Source organism: Pseudomonas sp. 21LCFQ010 (assembly GCF_024129905.1).
Lineage (GTDB): Bacteria > Pseudomonadota > Gammaproteobacteria > Pseudomonadales > Pseudomonadaceae > Aquipseudomonas.
In genome coordinates this window covers 100,941-120,295 of sequence record NZ_JAMYDZ010000005.1, presented here as the reverse complement: position 1 = coordinate 120,295, position 19,355 = coordinate 100,941, and the positions used below count along the sequence as shown (strand labels likewise).

Here is a 19,355-nt window from a genome sequence, read left to right as displayed (position 1 = left end):
GAGGATTGCCGGGTGAAACGTGAAACTCAGCGCTCGATGGCCAGTGCCAAGCCTTGGCCCACGCCGACACACATGGTCGCCAGACCTTTGCGGCCACCGGTCTTTTCCAGATGATGCAAGGCCGTCAGCACCAGACGCGCGCCACTCATGCCCAACGGATGGCCCAAGGCGATGGCGCCGCCGTTAGGGTTGACCTGCGCCGCATCGTCAGCCAGACCCAGCTCGCGCAGCACCGCCAGGCCCTGGCTGGCAAAGGCTTCGTTCAGTTCGATGACGTCAAAGTCAGTCACCGCAATGCCCAGACGCTCGACCAGTTTGCGCACCGCAGGTACCGGGCCGATCCCCATGACCCGGGGTTCGACACCAGCACTGGCCATACCGAGAATCCGCGCACGCGGGGTCAGGCCATGTTTCTTGACCGCTTCGGCGGACGCCAGGATCAACGCCGCTGCACCGTCGTTGACCCCTGAAGCATTACCGGCGGTGACGGTCTTGTCCGGACCGTTGACCGGCTTGAGCCGGGCCAGCGCCTCCAGCGTGGTTTCGGCACGCGGGTGTTCATCGGTGTCGACAATGGTCTCGCCCTTTTTGTGGGCAATGCGTACCGGCACTATTTCCTCGGCAAAGTAACCTGCCGCCTGCGCCGCAGCCGTACGTTGCTGGCTGCGCAAGGCAAAAGCGTCCTGGTCGGCGCGGGAAATGTTGTAATCGTCAGCCACGTTATCGGCGGTTTCCGGCATAGCATCGACACCGTACTGGGCCTTCATCAACGGGTTGATGAAGCGCCAGCCAATGGTGGTGTCTTCCAGCTTCATGCCTCGCGAATAGGCCGCATCGGCCTTGCCCATTACGAATGGCGCACGGGACATCGATTCCACGCCACCGGCAATCACCAGCTCCATTTCACCGGCAGCGATGGCCCGAAAAGCGGTACCGATAGCATCCATACCGGATGCGCACAGGCGATTGAGGGTCACCCCAGGAATGCTTGGCGGCAGGCCGGCCAGCAACGCTGCCATGCGCGCCACGTTGCGGTTGTCTTCGCCGGCCTGGTTGGCGCAGCCGAAAAACACTTCGTCGACCTCCTGCCAGTTGACCGACTGATTACGCTCGATCAATGCCTTGATCGGAACGGCTGCCAGATCGTCAGCGCGTACGCCGGCCAGCCCGCCACCGAAGCGGCCAATCGGCGTGCGGATGGCATCGCAGATGAATACATCACGCATCAGGCTTCTCCTGCCACTTGACCATGAGCAGCCGCAGTCCGGGCTTCCAGGTCACGCAGGGCGGCCAGTTCAACCTCGGTCGGCTCGCCAGACACTGTTACGTTTTCAGCAAAGCGCACCGGCCAGCCAGTGGCCGCAACCACCTGCTCACGGGTTACGCCTGGATGCAGGGTAGTAACCACGAATTCGTTGCTCCCCTGCTCCGGCTCCATGATGCACAGGTCGGTGATGATCCCCACCGGGCCGGCACCTGGCAGCCCCAGACGCTTGCGCGAGTCGCCGCCTTCGCCATGGCCTACGGAGGTGATGAAATCCAGACGTTCGACGAACGAACGCGGTGACTGCTTGAGAATGATCAGCACCGACTTGGCAGAACCTGCGATCTCCGGTGCACCGCCTGCGCCCGGCAAGCGAACTTTCGGTGCGTGGTAGTCACCGACCACCGTGGTGTTGATATTGCCGAAGCGGTCGACCTGCGCCGCGCCAAGGAACCCCACGTCGACCCGGCCACCTTGCAGCCAGTAGCGGAAAATTTCACTGGTCGACACCACGGTGTCAGCCGTTTCGGCCAGTTCACCGTCGCCGATCGACAGCGGCAGCACGCTCGGCTTGGCGCCAATCGGGCCTGACTCGTAGATCAACACCACATCAGGGCTGGAAGTCAGGCGCGCCAGGTTGGCGGCTTTGGACGGCAGGCCGATGCCCACGAAGCATACGCTGCCGTTATTGAGACGACGCGCGGCGGCAATGGTCATCATTTCACTGGTCGAGTAAGTCATTGCTTTGCCTCCGCGGCGCTGGCCAGCTTGCGTTGAAATTCACTGAAATCCGCTGTGCCATGGATGTATTGGTCAATCCAGGCCTGGAACGTCTCACGGTCACGGGCGATCGGGTCCCAGTCCTGATAGAAGCGGTTGTCACGCTCGTAGTAGCCGTGGGCGTAGGACGGATGCGCACCACCGGGTACCAGGCAGACCGCACTCAGCGCCCAGGTTGGCAGCACGCAGGCGTTCATCGGCGCCTGCAGGTCGTCGACGATCTCCTCGACGGTGACGATGCAGCGCTTGGCCGCCAGGGCCGCCTCCTTCTGCGAACCGAGAATGCCCCAGACCAACACATTGCCTTTGCGGTCGGCCTTTTGCGCGTGGATCACGGTGACATCCGGACGCACCGAAGGCACGGCGGCCAGCACTTCACCGGTGAACGGACAGGTGACTGTCTTGATCAACGGGTTGACTTTGGGCAGGTCGGAACCGGCGTAGGCGCGCAGTACCGCGAACGGCAGCCCCGAGGCGCCGGCGACGTAAGCGTTGGCCAGGTCGGCATGGCTGTGCTCTTCAAGTTCCAACGGCCGCGGCCACTGTTTTTCGACGGCATCACGCAGGCGGTGCAGCGAACCGACCCCAGGGTTACCGCCCCAGGAAAACACCAGGCGCTTGACGCAACCGGCACCGATCAACTGGTCGTAGATCAGGTCGGGAGTCATCCGCACCAGAGTCAGCTCACGCTTGCCCTGGCGAATGATTTCGTGGCCCGCTGCCGAGGGGATCAGATGAGTGAAACCTTCCAGCGCAACGGTGTCGCCATCGTTGACCAGTTGTTTCACCGCATCGCGTAAAGACATGATTTCAGCCATGAGGTGCTCCCGAACCCAAACATCACGTTCAATGATCGGCGCGTTGATTCGCGCCGCGATGGACATGAGGTTATGCGCGAGGAGCCCAGGCAAACAATCCGATAATCGATTATTCGTTCGATAATCGAACGAATTTGATTGACCGAATCAGGTGAAAATCTGCGCGCTCAGTTCCCGACTGGCGTCGAGCATGATCGGTAAAAAGCGCTGTTCCAGTTCGCTGCGCGCCACTCGCGCGGCACTGGTGCTGACGTTCAGCGCCGCCAGTACCTGGCCGGAAGCGTCATACACCGGCACAGCGATGGAGCGCAGGCCTTGCTCCAGTTCCTGATCGACAATGCACCAGCCTTGCTGACGAACCTGCTGCAGGCATTCATAAAGCGCTTCAACAGTACGGATGGTCCGGCTGGTTTTGGGTTGCAGGTCGACATGGTCAAGGTATTCGCGCAGCGACACGTCGTCGAGTGCTGCCAGCAGAATCCGCCCCATGGACGTGCAATAGGCCGGCAGTCGCCCACCCACCGAGAGGTCTACCGAGATCAAGCGCTGAGTGGTCGCTGAGCGGGCGATATACAAAATGTCCTCGCCCTCCAGCGTGGCCATATTGCAGGCCTCATGCAACTGATCGCTCATGCGGTCCAGATAAGGTTGCGAAGACACCGCCAGCGGGGTGGACGACAGGTAGGCATGCCCCAGCGTCAGGACTTTAGGCAACAGCGAGTAAGTGCGACCGTCCGTCGTTGCGTAGCCGAGCTTGATCAGCGTGTGCAGACAACGCCTGACTGCCGCACGCGGGATCTCGGTACGGTGGCTGATCTGGGCAATGGTCAGGTGACGCTTGCGCTCTTGAAAGGCATGAATGACCGCCAGGCCGCGAGCCAGCGAGGTCATGAAGTCAGGATCGCCGGTCAGCGCCTGAATACGTCGAGCAGGTGAAGCCACGATCGGAGGTGCCAGCGAGACAAAAGAATTGCGCAGTTCTTCATTCATGACAACACCTCGGACTTACCCTTGCAGGCCTTGTATATCAACGGTTTCAGGCCTGGACACTACAGATGGGCACAGGTCAGACCGTCCGATTATCGAACAAGTGGCCGATAATCGCAATTGACCCATGACAAATATACTTATACCTTTAGGCCTGCCATGAAGTGGCTTCTTGGAAATCCTGGTCAGGTACCCACTGAGAAGTCCTAGGCAACGGCCTTGTCCACGAAGCAAGGCCGTTTTTATTTGCCCTCTGCTGCCCTTCGCTGCGCCGCGCTCTGCCTCTTTTGCAGGCTCACTGCAACCTTCGATGCCATGAAAGTTCTTTCATGATGCGTTCGCTATAAACTTCAATAGGCCGAACACTAACAAAGCATCCTGAAAACGACAGTGCCTGTAGTTGACGTCCGCAGACTTCTTGGAGATAGTAGCTTTCATCTGGTTGGCAATACCTTGTGCCGTGACGGTGCCCATCGTGTCATTCAGGGCCTGAGCGCCTTTTCGATGTGCCACGCAATTCCCTGTTGCGTTGATCCGACACAAGCCAGCCCGGCAACCGCCCCGCGGATGCGCAAATACCCATGTCGCTACGACAGATGTTTTTTTCTGGTGCCCGTAGCCGCCAGCCACCGAATGTGGCATGACGTTCAAAGTGTCCAATGGGCCTCGATGGTTCAATACCCTTGGCCAATCGCCCTGTAAGGACACTGAACGAGTGCACATTCCCGATGCCTGACGTTTGCACCAGAGTTCATTTGACTTGACCAGGTAACATCGTGACTAAAGATGAAATGCGCGCGGAACTTGAGCGCCAGGAACAACGATTCAAGGAGGTTTATGGCGGCGAAGTCACTACCTACGCCGCACAACCGGACCCGGAACGCAAACCCTGGCGTAAAAGAGCCACGGTTCAGGACCAGGCGTTCAAGCAAGAACTGCAACGCATGGAAAAAGAACTGAAAGAAGAGCAGTGATCGTCCGGCTGTTGTAAGCCGCCGGCGCTTTTCTGATGCTTGCCACTGTCCTGCTGGACCGGCGATGTCATGACCGCAAAACAGATCTGATCGATACCGACCAGCAGTCGGTGCGTCGAAGTGTATTTTTTCTGTCATAATCTCGCCCCCTTCAGAACGCATCAGAAAACCTACATGATCGATTTATTCAGCGGGCTTGATCCCTGGGTGCTTGTGAGTCTGCTGCTCGCCCTGGCATTCGTCCTATCGTTCGAGTTCATCAATGGCTTTCATGACACCGCCAATGCGGTAGCGACAGTCATTTACACCAAGGCCATGCCACCGCATCTGGCGGTCTTCGCCTCCGGCGTCTTCAACTTCCTGGGGGTATTGCTCGGCGGGGTCGGTGTGGCCTATGCGATTGTTCACCTGCTGCCGGTGGAGTTGCTGATCAACGTCAACACCGGCCACGGGCTGGCGATGGTCTTTTCATTGCTGACCGCCGCCATCGCCTGGAACCTCGGCACCTGGTACTTCGGTATTCCGGCTTCCAGCTCGCATACCCTGATCGGTTCGATTCTCGGCGTCGGCCTTGCCAATGCACTGATCAACGGCATCCCGGTGAGCGAAGGCGTCAACTGGCAGAAGGCAGCCGATATCGGCATGTCTCTGGTGTTCTCGCCGCTGGGTGGTTTTCTGGCTGCCGGCCTGGTGCTGCTGGTACTGAAGTGGTGGCGCCCGCTGTCGAAAATGCACAAGACCCCGGAGCAGCGCCGCGAACTCGACGACAAGAAACACCCGCCGTTCTGGAATCGCCTGGTGCTGGTGATTTCCGCCATGGCGGTAAGCTTCGTGCATGGCTCCAACGATGGCCAGAAAGGCATCGGCCTGATCATGCTGGTGCTGATCGGTATCGTGCCAGCGCAGTTTGTGCTCGACCAGAACAGCACCACTTATCAGATTGAGCGCACCCGCGACGCCACCCTGCATCTGAGCCAGTTCTACCAGCGCAACCATGCCACCCTGGGCGAGTTCCTCGCCATGGGCAAGACCGACAAAGGCGACCTGCCTTCCAGCGCGGCATGCGATCCCAAGCAGACCGAACCGACCATTGATGCGCTGCTGGCCAAGCTTCAGGGGGTGACCGACTACCGGGCACTGAGCGCTGAAGACCGTATCGAAGTGCGCCGCTACTTGCTGTGTCTGGACGATACTGCGCGCAAGGTCAGCAAGCTGCCTGATCTGGCCGCCCGCGAGAAATCCGACCTCGCCAAGTTGCGCAAGGACCTGACTGCGACCACCGAGTACGCCCCGTTCTGGGTGATTCTGGCGGTCGCCCTGGCGCTGGGCATCGGCACCATGGTCGGCTGGAAACGGGTGGTTCTGACCATCGGCGAGAAAATCGGCCGTCAGGGCATGACCTATGCCCAAGGCATGTCGGCCCAGATCACGACCGCAACGGCTATTGGCCTGGCTAACATCTTCAGCCTGCCAGTCTCCACTACCCACATTCTGTCTTCGGGTGTGGCCGGTACCATGGTTGCCAACCGCAGCGGTCTGCAGTCCAGCACCGTGCGTACCATCCTGCTGGCCTGGGTCCTGACCCTGCCAGCGACCATCGCCCTTTCCGCCGGCCTGTTCTGGCTGGCGTCCAAGACGCTGGTCTGACGCACCAGGCCCCCAGGTTCTGCCTGGGGGCCTGCCTCGCTGTCAGCGGCGCTTCTTGCTGGCGCCCAGCAATGACCCCATGACCCCACGCAACAACTGACGGCCCAACTGATTGGCGGCCTGACGCATGGCGTTTTTCATTGCCCTGCCCGCCAGACCGCCGAGAAAAGCCCCGGCCTTGTCACCGAAGTCATCCGCACCTGATGATGTCTTTGGCTCAGGCGGTTCGCCAGCAGGCGCGGCCACGCTGCGCACCGCCAGCCGCTCATAGGCAGACTCGCGATCAAATGCCTGGTCATAGTGCCCGGCCAAAGGAGACTGGCGCACCCATGCCGCTCGTTCAGACTCATTAAGCGGACCGATGCGTGACTGCGGCGGGGCAATCAATACTCGCTGTACCATGGCTGGGGTGCCCTTGCTCTGCAGCGTACCGACCAGTGCTTCACCAATGCCCAGCTCCGTCAGTACCGACAGGCTGTTGAACTGCGGGTTAGGCCTGAAACCTTCAGCCACGGCGCGCAAGGCGCGTTGTTCTTTGGCGGTGAAAGCCCGCAGGCCATGCTGGATGCGCAACCCCAACTGAGCAAGAATCGCATCCGGCAAGTCACCGGGCGACTGAGTGACGAAATACACCCCGACACCTTTGGAGCGGATCAACCGCACCACCTGCTCCAGCCGCTGCTGCAGCGCCTGCGGTGTATTGCCAAACAACAGATGCGCCTCGTCAAAGAACAACGCCAGCACCGGTTTATCGGCATCACCGCGCTCGGGCAATTGCTCGAACAACTCGGCCAACAGCCAGAGCAGAAAGGTCGCATAGACCTTCGGTGCCTCGTGCACCAGGCGGCTGGCGTCGAGCAAATGAATACGCCCGCGACCATCACTGGCCGGTTGCAGAAGGTCCTGCAACTGTAACGCAGGTTCACCAAACAGCGCCTCGGCGCCCTGCTGCTCAAGCCCTGCCAGACGGCGCTGTAATGCCTGGCTGGAGGGCGCGGTCAGTAATGCCGCGTCTTCGCCCAGCAGGTTCGGGTGCTCGCGCAGATGATTGAGCAACGCCTTGAGGTCCTTGAGATCCAGCAACAACAAACCTTCCCGGTCGGCGACTTTGAAAGCCGCATACAGCGCCGACTGCTGACTGTCGGTCAACGCCAGCAGGTTGCCGAGCAACAACGGTCCCATTTCGCTGAGGGTGGTACGCAGTGGATGGCCAGACTTGCCATCGATATCCCAAAGTACCAAAGGATAGCCTTGCGGCCGATGCCCCAGCCAGGGCATGCCGGCAATGCGCTCAGCCACTTTGCCCTGCGCATTGCCAGCAGCGCCCAGGCCGCACAGATCGCCCTTGATATCAGCGGCGAACACCGCCACCCCGGCATCACTGAAGGCTTCGCTCAGACGCTGCAAAGTGACGGTCTTGCCAGTGCCGGTCGCGCCAGCGATCAGCCCGTGTCGATTGGCCAGACGCAGATCCTGGCCTACCGGTTGTCCGTATGGGTCTGCGCCCAGCACCAGTTGCGCAGTATCGGGCATGACTTCACCCCTCTTGTTCAGGATCTGCTCAAGTATTGACCCGTTTCGTCATCTCTTCGAGGCTGATGGCTGCCATCCGGCGGGCGGTAGCCGGTCGTCACGAACAACCGCAGTTGCCGGTGGTCAGCAGGAGAGGCCCACTCACCTGAGGAGTCCCTCACGTGCATATCGCCGACATGACGATGTTCTACGCACCGGCCAGCGGTGGCGTGCGCACTTATCTGGATGCCAAACACCGGCGTTTGCAACACTATCCAGGCGTGCAACACAGCCTGTTGATTCCTGGCGCGCGCTCCAGCCACAACGACGGCGTGCATCAGGTTCCGGCCACCCCATTACCGTTTGGCAACGGTTATCGCTTTCCACTGCGGGTCAGCCCTTGGCGAACCATGCTGCACAATCTCAAACCGGATCTGATTGAGGTCGGCGATCCTTACCTGACCGCCTGGGCCGCGCTGGATGCACGGCGTCAGCTCGATGTGCCGGTGATCGGTTTTTACCACTCTGATCTGCCTCTGCTGATCAGCAACCGGATGGGCCAGTGGATCAACAGCAGCGCCCAGGCTTACATCAGCAAGCTGTATGGCAATTTCGACCGCATTCTGGCGCCCAGCCAGGTCATGGCCAGCAAACTGATCGGCATGGGCCTTGAACAGGTCCATGTGCAACCGCTGGGTGTCGATCTACAGATCTTCGCCCCCACCCGGCGTGACCCTGATCTGAGGCAACGCCTGGGCTTGCGCCCGGATACCCGGCTACTGGTGTTTGCCGGCCGCGGCTCCCGGGAGAAGAACATCAATGTTCTATTGCACTGCATGAAACACCTCGGGCCGCGCTACCACTTGCTGCTGATAGGCTCGCACATGCCGACTCAGGTGCCGGACAACGTCTCGGTGATCGGCCGCTTCTGCAAGGCAACCGAGGTCGCACAATGGCTGGCCAGTGCCGACGTGCTGTTGCATGCCGGTGATCAGGAAACCTTCGGCCTGGTGATACTCGAAGCCATGGCCAGTGGCATTGCGGTGGTCGCCGTCGACGCCGGGGCGTTCAGCGAGATCGTCCCTGCTGAATGCGGCCTGCTGTGCACAGCCAATCAGCCCAAGGCCATGGCCAGTGCGGTACGCGAGCTGTTCGAACACGATGTCAGGGTTGTGGGGCAGATTGCCCGGCGGCATGTCGAAGCACATTACAACTGGGACAGGGTAGTTGCCGGGTTGCTTGCGCACTACCAGGCCGTGCTGGGCAGCCACCTGCCAGTGACCGCCAATGGCTGAGCAATCAGCCCTGCTGCTGGTGCTGCACGATGTTGCGCCGTGCACCTGGCGCAGCTACTTGCCTTTCGTGGCGGCGGTGGATGCACTGAGCAGCATTGCGATGACCTGGCTGGTGGTGCCGGACTTTCACCAGCGTAATCCTCTGGACAACGATCCGGCACTGCTTGATTTTCTCGACACGCGACTGGCGCGCGGGGATGAATTGGTTTTGCATGGTTATCAGCATTGCGATACCGGCCCGCCACCACGCCATGCGGCTGATTTCCTGATGCGACAGGTTTACACCCGCGAGGGCGAGTTCTACTCGTTATCGCACGATCAGGCACTGATGCGCCTGGATGCCGGGATTGGCGTTTTTCAGCGCCATGCATGGCCGCTGCACGGATTCGTCGCACCGGCCTGGCTGATGAGCGCCGGTACTCGCCTGGCATTGCGCGAGCGAGCGCTGAGCTACACCAGCAGCCCGCACCACTTATACCGCCTGCCAGACTTCACTGCGCTGCGGGCTCCGGGTCTGGTATGGAGTGCCCGCAGCGCCTGGCGACGCGGGGCTTCATGGATGTTCAATCGCTGGCAGGAAACACAGTGGCGCCAGGCTCAGGTCATTCGCCTGGGCCTGCATCCGGTGGACATGCAGCACGAACTGGCAAGGCGATATTGGCTCGCAGCGCTGCATCGGCTGCTTGAGCAAGGTCGTGTAGCGCAGACCAAATACGCCTGGCTGAGTGCTCAGATATCGGCTTCGGTATCGCAATGAGGCTCGTTGCCAGCGACGTTGGAAACCTCATGCAACTGACGCCACAATTGGGCGGCTGCCGAAAAATCAGCGCCATCCTCGGGGCTCAGGGCATCAGGATCATAACGGCTCAGGCAACCTTCGCCGATCACCGGGGGCGGGCTTGCAGTGGCTTTATTCAGCGGATCGCTCATGGCCTGGCTCCGGCAGTGGAAGACAGACCTTAAACCGATCAGTCAGCACTGGCCAGAGCCTGGAGGCGTTACCGGCAATCAGTCGAAGATCACGGTCTTGTTGTCGTGCACCATCACCCGGTCTTCCAGGTGAGCACGCAAACCGCGAGCCAGCACCAGCTTCTCAACATCACGTCCCAGACGCACCAGCGTCTCGATGTTTTCACGGTGGCTGATACGCACCACGTCCTGTTCGATGATAGGGCCGGCATCCAGCTCTTCGGTTACATAGTGGCAAGTGGCACCAATCAGTTTCACGCCGCGCATCGCCGCCTGGTGGTACGGTTTGGCGCCCACGAACGATGGCAGGAAGCTGTGGTGAATGTTGATCACCTGGTTGGCGTACTCCTGACACAGCTGTGGCGGAAGGATTTGCATGTAGCGGGCCAGGACCACGACGTCAGCCTGATACTCACCGACCAGACGAGAAACCTCTGCGAAGGCCGGCTGCTTGTTGGCCGGGTCCACAGGTACGTGATGATAAGGAATGCCGTGCCACTCGACCATGCCACGCAGGTCCTGATGGTTGGAAATCACGCAGGCGATCTCGCAGTCCAGTTCATCGCTGTGCCAGCGATGCAGCAGGTCCGCCAGGCAGTGAGACTCACGGCTGGCCATCAGCACCACACGCTTTTTCTGGGCCGAGTCAGTAATTCGCCACTCCATCGAGAACTCTTCGGCAATCGGTGCAAATGCTGCACGCAAGCCTTCCAGGTCCAGCGGCAGACTGTCGGCACGAATTTCGTGGCGCATGAAGAACCAGCCACTGAGACTGTCAGAGTGGTGACTCGACTCGGTAATCCAGCCGTTGTAGGACGCCAGAAAGTTACTGACCTTGGCAACGATGCCGACCCGGTCCGGGCAAGCACTCACCAGGCGAAAAGTGCGCATGGGCAAAACTCCAGACTACGTAAAAAAGGCGGCCATTCTAGCCGCTACGCGGCAAAACTGCAGTAATGACGTCATGTAAAAACCGCCAGGGATAGCAAAAGGCCTTCGGTCGAAAATTGCACCTTGCCATCATTGCATCGAGACTCTGCCAGCACTGAAAACAACGCCATTTAACCGGTACTTTTCGTGCACTGAAGCCGTGCACTCAGGGATTCATGAAGGATTCTTAAAAGAGCCTCAGCACGGTGGGGCCGGTGCAGACTAATGCAACAAGATGCCGGGTATTTCTGCCGCCCTCAGCCGCCACAGGCTCGCGCCAATACTGCTTAAAGCAACATCTTTTCAGGTCAATTAGGCCGCCGCCTAGTTTCTCGCTTTCTGTAGGAAATCGGTATATCACCTGCTATTTCAGACAAAACAACTATTTGATGTTTACTTGCTCAAGTCCACTGACTATTATTACCTGACTGCAGCCCTGACGCCCCTCCCAACATAGGTATACCCCATGTCGCTGATCAACGAATACCGCGCTACTGAAGAAGCCATCAAAGAACTGCAAGCCCGTTTGAAAAATCTGTCCCAAGATGACAAATTGCAGGCCGAGCTGGAGTTTGAAGGCAAACTGCGCACCCTCATGGGCGAGTACCAGAAATCCCTGCGTGACATCATTTCCCTGCTTGATCCGGATGCCAAAGTTAACAAGGCACCTCGTGGCGTGGTGAAAACCACCGGCACCAAACGCGCTCGTAAAGTCAAGCAGTACAAGAACCCGCACAATGGCGAAGTGATCGAAACCAAAGGCGGCAACCACAAAACGCTGAAAGAGTGGAAAGCCAAGTGGGGCGGCGACGAAGTCGAAAGCTGGTCGACCCTGCTGGGTTAATCACCGTCTCGTAGTGCAAAACGCCAGCTCGCTGGCGTTTTTTATTACCTGCTTTTTACAAACATCATGACACGTTCAATATGCTGACAGCTTAAGGGCCGCTCTTTTGTTGATAAGCCATCAAGGCATGTACGAAAACTCACCCGCGCCCTCAACTTCACAGCGGGCTTCAGGCAAGCACCGCCTCAAGGCCGACCCGTTTCAGATCCCCAGCCGGCCTCGCAATACCTGCACATAATCCTGCCACTGACTCAATACCTTCAACTGCTCAGGCCTGGCATTGAGCGACAACTCGATCAGCGCCTTGGTAAAGCCTTGCAGCGTGTTGGGAGCGCCAAACTCCGGGCGTGTCAGGCGTGCCCGGCAAAACTCCAGCCAGCGTTGCTGCTCCTGCGCATTCAGGGTTTCGGCAAAGTTACGCGCCCGGTAGCGAAACAACAGCTCCGGCAAACGCGTGTCATCAAAAGGCCAGACCGGTTGCGCCAATTGCTGCGGCTCGGCCTCACGCACTTGCTCACACAGTCTTCGATCACGGTCACCAATAAAACCGTCATACAGCTGCTGCTCGGGATCTTGCTGAGCCGTGAACTCTTCACGCCCATAGAGGTTTTGCAAACGCGGCTGCCAAAGTTCCTGCTCCTGCACCAATGCTGTGGCCCGTTCACGAATCAGCGTCATGTCCAGTTGCAAACGTTGCTGGTCTTCTTCACGCAACACACTTAGCGGCGCGAGCACCGGGCAGCGATTTATATGCACAAGTTTCAGCGGAACCGGTAGTTCTCCCTGCGCCAACTCTTCACGACGCTTGTACAGCCGCTCGCGCAGCGTATCGGCATCGAGTGCCAGCAGTGGCGAATGATCCAGGTGCAGGTCGCAGACAATCAGCGCATTGCGATTGTGCGGATGCCAGGCAAGAGGCAGCACCACCCCCAGATAGTGTCGGGCTGCCGAAAAACGCCCGGATATATGCACAACAGGTTGCAGCAAGCGAATCTGCTCTTGAACCTTTTGCTTACTGCGCAGTGTAAACAGATAGTCATAAAGTTTTGGCTGACGCTCACGGATCAGCCGCGCAAGCGCAATAGTGGCGCGCACATCGGACAACGCATCGTGAGCCTGACCATGCTCAATACCATTGGCAGCGGTCAAGCGTTCGAGTTTGAGCGTGATGCGCCCCTCTTCTTCAGGCCAGACAATGCCTTGCGGGCGCAATGCACAGGCAGCGCGTACAACATCAATCAAATCCCAACGGCTGTTACCGCTCTGCCATTCCCGGCCATAAGGATCAAAGAAATTGCGATACAAGCTGTAACGGGTAACTTCATCATCGAAACGCAACGTGTTGTAACCCGCACCACAAGTACCTGGCTGCGCCAGTTCGGCATGCACACGAGTCATGAAGTCGGCTTCGCACAAGCCCTTCTCTGCCAGACGTTGCGGAGTGATCCCTGTGACCAGGCAGGCCGCAGGATGCGGCAGGATATCGTCGCTCGGCTGGCAGTACAGATTGACCGGAGCGCCGATTTCGTTGAGTTCGGCATCGGTACGGATCCCGGCCATCTGCAACGGTCGGTCACTGCGCGGGTTGATGCCGGTGGTTTCGTAGTCGTGCCAGAAGATGCTGGGATTCACGGGTTATTCCTGAACGGTAGACCGATAAAGTGTAGGGCTATCAACACATAAATGGCTAATTTGCCAACTACAACAATGAACACGGACATATCCTGCATTGTCTATCGACGTATTCCCATTGCCTCGATAAGCCAGTCAGGATAGGTTCACTGCATGTGGGAATCGCCCGGTTTTTTAGAGGCTCCCTCGCCAGGCAGCAGCATAATCACCCCTCTCCTTTTACTCTCAAGTACCGCACATCATGTTTCCAGTTTCGCCAAGGCAGGCAACACCTCTGGACACCCGGCTCGGGATTGAAACGCCAGAAGGCATCGACTTGCTGTTACGTCCGGCCGGCCTGACAGGACGCGCCCTGGCGTTCAGCATCGACCTGTTGCTGCGTGGTCTGCTGCTGCTGGCCGGCTATGGTGCCCTGAGTCTGTTCGGTGATTTGGGCATGGGGCTGTCGGCCATTGGCTTGTTCCTGATCAACTGGTGGTATCCGGTGTTGTTCGAAGTGCTCAATCAGGGTCGCACGCCGGGCAAGCAAATGATGGCCTTGCGAGTCATTCACGATGATGGCACACCGGTCGGCTGGACCTCATCGCTGATCCGTAATCTGTTGCGCGTGGTCGACATGCTGCCTTTCGGGTATGCCGCAGGCGCCCTCGCATGCCTCAATCACCCGCACTTCAAACGCCTGGGCGACCTGGCAGCAGCCACACTGGTGGTCTATAACGAACCACTGCGCCAACCTCCGGTGCTGCCCGATGCACCGGCTGCGATTGCACCGTTCGCTCTGCAACTGGCCGAACAACGTGCCATCCTCGATTTTGCCGAGCGCCAGGGCGAGCTGTCAGACTCGCGAACCCGAGAGCTGGCCGGCTTGCTGGCCGAGCCGCTGCAGGTTGCGCCCGGGCAGGCCGCGAGCCGGATCAACGGCATAGCCCGTGGCCTGCTGGGGGCGCCATGAAACAAAGCCTGTTTGAAAACCTTCATCAGGCCGACTGGCAGCGTTTCGCCACGCGTCTGACCCTGCTCGAAAAAAACGCTCGCACCATCACGGCCAGCGAGACCTTCAGCCTGGATTACCGACGCATCTGCCAGCATCTCGCGTTGGCCAGAGAGCGTGGCTACAGCAGTTATCTGGTCGACTCGCTGCAGCAATTGGCACTGCGTGGCCATCAACAGCTGTACCGGCATCGCAGTCATCAGCTGATGACGATGCTGACCTTCGTACTGGCAGGTTTCCCCCGCAGGGTCAGGGCCGAGTGGCAGTTTGTGGCGGTCTCGGCCGTGCTGTTTTTTGCCTGCCTGCTGGGCATGGGCCTGCTCGTGCATGCCGTTCCTGCAATGGTCTACAGCGTGCTCGCCCCGGAGCAGGTGCAACAGATGCAGGGCATGTACGACCCGGACTCAAGGCGCATCGGCGTGCCGGCAGAACGCGGCTCCGGCGAAGACTGGGTGATGTTCGGCTACTACATCATGAACAATATCGGCATCGCGTTTCAGACCTACGCCAGCGGCTTGCTGCTTGGCCTGGGCAGCCTGTTCTTCCTGGTCTATAACGGGTTGCTGATCGGCGCAGTGGCCGGTCACCTGACCCAGATCGGCTACGGTCAGACCTTCTGGCCATTCGTCGCGGGCCATGGCGCCTTCGAACTAACCGCCATTGTCATCGCTGGCGCAGCAGGCCTCAAACTCGGCTGGGCGCTGCTGGCACCGGGACGCATGACCCGCGCCTTGGCATTGCGTAACGCAGCCCGGCAAAGCGTGCAAATGATGGGCGGGGTCATGTTCATGCTGCTGATCGCGGCCTTCATCGAAGCCTACTGGTCATCGATGAGCTGGCCTGCGCCATGGATCAAGTACCTGGCGGGCGCGATCTTGTGGAGCCTGGTGGCCGCCTGGCTGCTACTTGCCGGAAAAAACGCCCATGCGCCTGACTGACGCCAGTATCGCCATCCGCCCGCGCCCGGCCTGGGAAGCCCTGGATCTGGGTGTCCTGCTGGCCGGCCGGCATCGGAGCCTGCTGATGCTGTCCTGGGCATTGGTCACCCTGCCGATTCTTGGCGTATTGAGCCTTGTGCTATGGGATTACCCCAGCGTGGTCATCGCGCTGTTCTGGTGGTTCAAGCCGCTTTACGAACGCCTGCCGCTATGGATCCTGTCGCGCGCCCTGTTTGGCGCAACGCCGACCCTCAAGCAAGCGCTCAAGGCCTGGCCCGGCCTGCTCAAGCGCGAGCTGCTGCCAAGCCTGCTCTGGCGCCGCCTGAGCCTGCTGCGCAGCTTCACCTTGCCGGTCCAGCAACTCGAAGGGCTGAGCGGCCAAGCACGTCGCCTGCGTCTGGCGGTGCTGTGCCAGGCAGACACTCGTGCTGCGCGCTGCCTGACGCTGGCAGGCGCGCATCTGGAACTGGTCCTGTACACCGCAGCGATCATGCTGGTCTACGCCTTCGTGCCTCGGCAGATGGATGTCGACTGGAGCTGGTTGCTGATATTGGGCAGCGATGACCAGCTACTGTGGGTCGATCATCTGCTCAACCTCCTGTACGCAGTGGCGCTGATCGCCTGGGGGCCGGTCTACGTGTCTTGTGGTTTCATGCTCTACCTCAATCGCCGTACCCGGCTGGAAGCCTGGGATATCGAACTGGTGTTCAAACGCCTGCGCCAGCGTCTGGCCGGTAGCGCTGCAACCCTGATGGTCGGCGCATTATTGCTGCTGGGCGCGCTACCGCACAGCGGTCGGGCCTACGCCTCGCCTGCCCCGGAATCCGTACAGCCCTCGCCCCAGAGCACGCGCCTGACGCACCAGCCGCTTAACAGCCAGCAATCACATGCCGCGATCACTGAGCTGCTGGAGAAGCCGCCCTTCAAGAACCCAGAAACCGTAACCGGCTGGCGGCTTCCAGAGGCGCAGGAACAACCGCCCACCGCGGGACAAGCACCATCAACATGGTTCGACTGGCTAAACCACCTGCTCAAAGGCGCCAACGTACTCGCCCATCTGTTCGAGATCCTGCTGTGGAGCCTGGCCATCGGCCTGCTGGGCCTGGTGATCTGGCGCTACCGTCAGTGGCTGCGGTTGTTCATCGCCTCACCCGGCAGAGCCAAACCAGTCACTGCCCATCCCCCGGCGCAGCTGTTCGGTCTGCAAGTCAGCGCCCAGAGTTTACCCGACGACATCGCAGGCACTGTCCTGGCGCTCTGGCCAGACCAGCCTCGTGAGGCCCTGAGCCTGCTTTACCGGGCCTTGCTCAGTCGTTTGATCACTGACTACCAACTGCCATTGAAAAGCGCCGATACCGAACAACAGGCGCTGCAGCGCATCGCCAGCCTCAACAAACCGGCCCTGAACGACTTCAGTCATGAACTGACCGGGCACTGGCAAAATCTTGCCTATGGTCATCGGCTGCCCGCCGCGCATGTACTGCCCGCGCTGTGTGAACGCTGGCGCCGCCTGTTCGAGACCGGAGCACGCCCATGAAGCGCGGCTATCTGCTGCCGGGCTTGCTGGTCTCGGTTGTGCTGGCAGTGGTGATCGTACTGCTCATCAGGCAGCTGGAACCTTACGAGGAAACCATCGATCGCGGCCCGTCGCCAGAAGCCAGGGCCAACCCCTATCTGGCCGCCGAACAGTTCTTGCTCCAGCGCTCGATAACGGTTCGCTCAGCCGATACCTGGACCGAGCTGCCCGAGCCCACAACGCAGCGCCAGACCCTGTTGATTCTCGATGATCGCTCGCGCATGACGCCCGAGCAGGTCGACCCGTTGCTGGCCTGGGCCGATGCAGGTGGTCATCTGGTAGTGGTCGCCGAACAACTGTGGGACGAGCAGCAACAACGCAGCGGCGACCTGCTGCTTGACCGTCTGCAGATTCGCCAGTCATTGACCCGCGACCTGCCCAAGACACAAGCGGAGGACTCAGGCAGCGCACCGGCCGTTCCGATGGCGCGCCCCACACCGGCCAAGACGCCCTGGCCACACCTGACCCGGCTGTATCTTGAAAACGAAGATGCCCCGGCCTACATGAGCTTCGACCCGGCCTATCATCTGGAAGACCCGCAAGACCTGGCCGCCTACTGGGCCAACAGTGCCAATGCCACCCATATGCTGCAACTCGAGCATGGCGCCGGCCTGGTCACAGTACTCACCGATTCACAACTGTGGACCAACCACAGCATCGGTGAATACGACAACGCCTGGCTACTCTGGTACCTGACCCAGGACAGCAGCGTGACGCTGATCGCCCAGGCCCGGCACGACACGTTGCTGAGCTTGCTGCTGCGTCACTTTCCACTGGCGATAGTGACCCTGGCCTTGCTGCTGGCGCTCGCCATATGGCGGGTGGCAATGCGTGAGGGGCCGCTGCAATGGCCGGCACCTGCCGGTCGTCGGCAACTGGTCGAACACCTGCGTGCCAGCGCCGACTTCCTGCTGAGGCATCGCGGCCAACAGGCGCTGCTGAAAAACCTGCAACAAGACATCCTGCGTCGTGCCCGTCAACGTCACCCCGGCTTCGAGACGCTGGTTGTCACCGAACAGTGGCAGGTTCTCGCCAGGCTCAGCCGCCAGTCAACCAGTGCCATAAGCCTGGCGATGCGCCCGCGTCCGGCGCAACGCCTGTCCAGCGCCGACTTCACCCGTCAGGTAGCCCATCTGCAAACTCTCAGGAATGCCCTATGAGCGAGTCCAACAGCGCACCGTCTGATCCCGTTGAAAACCTTGACAAGCTACCGCTGCAAGCCTCTTCCCAAGCGGCTGAACGCCAACAGGCGAGCCAGCGGGCGCAGACCTTGCGTCGTGAACTGCAAAAAGCCCTGATTGGCCAGAACAGCATGATCGACGACGTACTCACCGCCCTGATCGGTGGTGGCCACGTCCTGATCGAGGGCGTTCCCGGACTGGGCAAGACCCTGCTGGTACGGGCGCTGGCGCGCTGTCTTGGCGGCGAGTTCGCCCGGATCCAGTTCACCCCGGACCTGATGCCCAGTGACGTCACCGGGCACGCGGTGTACGACCTGCAGAGCGAACAGTTCAAACTGCGCAAGGGTCCGCTGTTCACCCATATGCTGCTGGCCGACGAAATCAACCGTGCACCGGCCAAGACCCAGGCGGCGCTGCTTGAGGCCATGCAGGAGGGGCAAGTCACCCTGGAAGGCAAGACCCTGCCCATCCCGCAGCCTTTCATGGTGCTGGCCACCCAGAATCCGATCGAACAGGAAGGCACCTACCCGTTGCCGGAAGCCGAGCTGGATCGCTTCATGCTCAAGTTGCACATGGACTACCCGCAGGCCCATGAAGAGGTCGAGATGGTTCGTCAGGTGACCCGCTCAAGCCGCGCCGACATGCTCGACGTACAACCTCTGCTGGTGGTGATGCAACCCCACGAAGTGCAGACGCTGCAACAGGTTGCCAGCGACCTGCCAATCGATGAGCAAGTGCTCGAATACGCCGTTCGGCTGGCCCGGGCAACCCGTAACTGGGCAGGCCTGACGCTGGGCGCCGGCCCGCGTGCTTCCATCGCCCTGGTACGCGGTGGACGCGCCAGAGCCTTGCTGCGCGGCGGTGAGTTTGTGACCCCCGATGACATCAAGAGCTGCGCCATGGCAGTGCTGCGCCACCGGGTACGCCTGGCTCCGGAACTGGACATGGAAGGCTTGTCGGTGGATCAGGTTCTGCGCCAGATATTCGATCAGGTCCCGGCTCCGCGCCTATGACCCA

The 19,355-nt window shown here is 60.1% G+C and carries 18 protein-coding genes; 10 read left to right on the top strand and 8 right to left on the bottom strand.

What is annotated here, in order from left to right; genetic code table 11:
• Window positions 1–26 precede the first annotated feature (26 nt).
• The 4 genes from pcaF to pcaR form a co-directional block, all read right to left on the bottom strand.
• Entirely contained in the window at window positions 27–1,229 is a 1,203-nt protein-coding gene (pcaF, locus tag NJC38_RS08410) for a 3-oxoadipyl-CoA thiolase (protein WP_173426718.1), read from the bottom strand.
• Window positions 1,226–2,005, bottom strand: a complete 780-nt coding sequence (locus NJC38_RS08405; RefSeq protein WP_045488215.1) for a CoA-transferase subunit beta — start codon at window positions 2,003–2,005, stop codon at window positions 1,226–1,228. Before NJC38_RS08405 ends, pcaF begins: the two co-directional genes overlap by 4 nt.
• Entirely contained in the window at window positions 2,002–2,862 is an 861-nt protein-coding gene (locus NJC38_RS08400; RefSeq protein ID WP_253113228.1) for a CoA transferase subunit A, read from the bottom strand. The genes NJC38_RS08405 and NJC38_RS08400 overlap by 4 nt, the downstream gene beginning before the upstream one ends.
• A 147-nt stretch (window positions 2,863–3,009) precedes the next feature.
• Window positions 3,010–3,852: a pca regulon transcriptional regulator PcaR gene (gene pcaR / locus NJC38_RS08395; protein WP_045488209.1), complete on the bottom strand. Its 843-nt coding sequence runs from the start codon at window positions 3,850–3,852 to the stop codon at window positions 3,010–3,012.
• Between the two features lie 773 nt (window positions 3,853–4,625).
• Here pcaR and NJC38_RS08390 point away from each other — a divergent pair.
• Both NJC38_RS08390 and NJC38_RS08385 read left to right on the top strand, forming a co-directional pair.
• A complete protein-coding gene (locus tag NJC38_RS08390; protein WP_045488206.1) occupies window positions 4,626–4,823 on the top strand; it encodes a hypothetical protein in 198 nt (65 codons plus the stop codon).
• A 174-nt stretch (window positions 4,824–4,997) separates the two neighbouring features.
• Window positions 4,998–6,470, top strand: a complete 1,473-nt coding sequence (locus NJC38_RS08385) for an inorganic phosphate transporter (protein WP_253113227.1) — start codon at window positions 4,998–5,000, stop codon at window positions 6,468–6,470.
• Between the two features lie 42 nt (window positions 6,471–6,512).
• Here the strand turns inward: NJC38_RS08385 and NJC38_RS08380 are convergent, their stop codons facing one another.
• Window positions 6,513–8,024 carry a helicase HerA-like domain-containing protein gene (locus NJC38_RS08380; RefSeq protein ID WP_366855709.1) on the bottom strand — a complete coding sequence of 504 codons (1,512 nt, stop codon included), beginning with the start codon at window positions 8,022–8,024 and terminating at the stop codon, window positions 6,513–6,515.
• Window positions 8,025–8,179: 155 nt separating this feature from the next.
• Here NJC38_RS08380 and NJC38_RS08375 point away from each other — a divergent pair, with 155 nt between their 5' ends.
• Together NJC38_RS08375 and NJC38_RS08370 are read left to right on the top strand one after the other, a co-directional pair.
• Entirely contained in the window at window positions 8,180–9,277 is a 1,098-nt protein-coding gene (locus NJC38_RS08375; protein ID WP_253113685.1) for a glycosyltransferase family 1 protein, read from the top strand.
• Window positions 9,270–10,034 (top strand): DUF2334 domain-containing protein, encoded by a 765-nt coding sequence (locus NJC38_RS08370; protein WP_253113218.1) that lies wholly within the window; start codon window positions 9,270–9,272, stop codon window positions 10,032–10,034. The genes NJC38_RS08375 and NJC38_RS08370 overlap by 8 nt, the downstream gene beginning before the upstream one ends.
• Here NJC38_RS08370 and NJC38_RS08365 read toward each other — a convergent pair.
• Both NJC38_RS08365 and purU read right to left on the bottom strand, forming a co-directional pair.
• Entirely contained in the window at window positions 10,007–10,207 is a 201-nt protein-coding gene (locus NJC38_RS08365; protein WP_253113216.1) for a hypothetical protein, read from the bottom strand. The genes NJC38_RS08370 and NJC38_RS08365 overlap by 28 nt on opposite strands.
• A 78-nt stretch (window positions 10,208–10,285) precedes the next feature.
• A complete protein-coding gene (gene purU, locus NJC38_RS08360) occupies window positions 10,286–11,137 on the bottom strand; it encodes a formyltetrahydrofolate deformylase (protein ID WP_045488193.1) in 852 nt (283 codons plus the stop codon).
• Window positions 11,138–11,642: 505 nt separating this feature from the next.
• Here purU and mvaT point away from each other — a divergent pair.
• Window positions 11,643–12,020, top strand: a complete 378-nt coding sequence (mvaT, locus tag NJC38_RS08355) for a histone-like nucleoid-structuring protein MvaT (RefSeq protein ID WP_045488190.1) — start codon at window positions 11,643–11,645, stop codon at window positions 12,018–12,020.
• A gap of 201 nt (window positions 12,021–12,221) precedes the next feature.
• Here mvaT and sbcB read toward each other — a convergent pair whose 3' ends face one another.
• Window positions 12,222–13,652, bottom strand: a complete 1,431-nt coding sequence (gene sbcB / locus NJC38_RS08350) for an exodeoxyribonuclease I (RefSeq protein WP_253113214.1) — start codon at window positions 13,650–13,652, stop codon at window positions 12,222–12,224.
• A 241-nt stretch (window positions 13,653–13,893) separates the two neighbouring features.
• Between sbcB and NJC38_RS08345 the strand changes: the two genes are divergently transcribed.
• Genes NJC38_RS08345 through NJC38_RS08325 form a run of 5 tightly spaced genes read left to right on the top strand, consistent with a single transcriptional unit; the run spans window position 13,894 to window position 19,351 of the window.
• On the top strand, window positions 13,894–14,604 hold the full coding sequence (locus NJC38_RS08345; protein ID WP_253113210.1) for an RDD family protein: 711 nt from the start codon (window positions 13,894–13,896) through the stop codon (window positions 14,602–14,604).
• Window positions 14,601–15,581: a stage II sporulation protein M gene (locus NJC38_RS08340; protein WP_253113209.1), complete on the top strand. Its 981-nt coding sequence runs from the start codon at window positions 14,601–14,603 to the stop codon at window positions 15,579–15,581. The genes NJC38_RS08345 and NJC38_RS08340 overlap by 4 nt, the downstream gene beginning before the upstream one ends.
• A complete protein-coding gene (locus NJC38_RS08335; protein WP_253113207.1) occupies window positions 15,568–17,118 on the top strand; it encodes a DUF4129 domain-containing protein in 1,551 nt (516 codons plus the stop codon). The genes NJC38_RS08340 and NJC38_RS08335 overlap by 14 nt, the downstream gene beginning before the upstream one ends.
• Window positions 17,115–18,317, top strand: coding sequence for a DUF4350 domain-containing protein (locus NJC38_RS08330; RefSeq protein ID WP_253113204.1), 1,203 nt, complete (start codon window positions 17,115–17,117; stop codon window positions 18,315–18,317). The genes NJC38_RS08335 and NJC38_RS08330 overlap by 4 nt, the downstream gene beginning before the upstream one ends.
• On the top strand, window positions 18,314–19,351 hold the full coding sequence (locus NJC38_RS08325; protein ID WP_253113194.1) for a MoxR family ATPase: 1,038 nt from the start codon (window positions 18,314–18,316) through the stop codon (window positions 19,349–19,351). Before NJC38_RS08330 ends, NJC38_RS08325 begins: the two co-directional genes overlap by 4 nt.
• Window positions 19,352–19,355 lie beyond the last annotated feature (4 nt).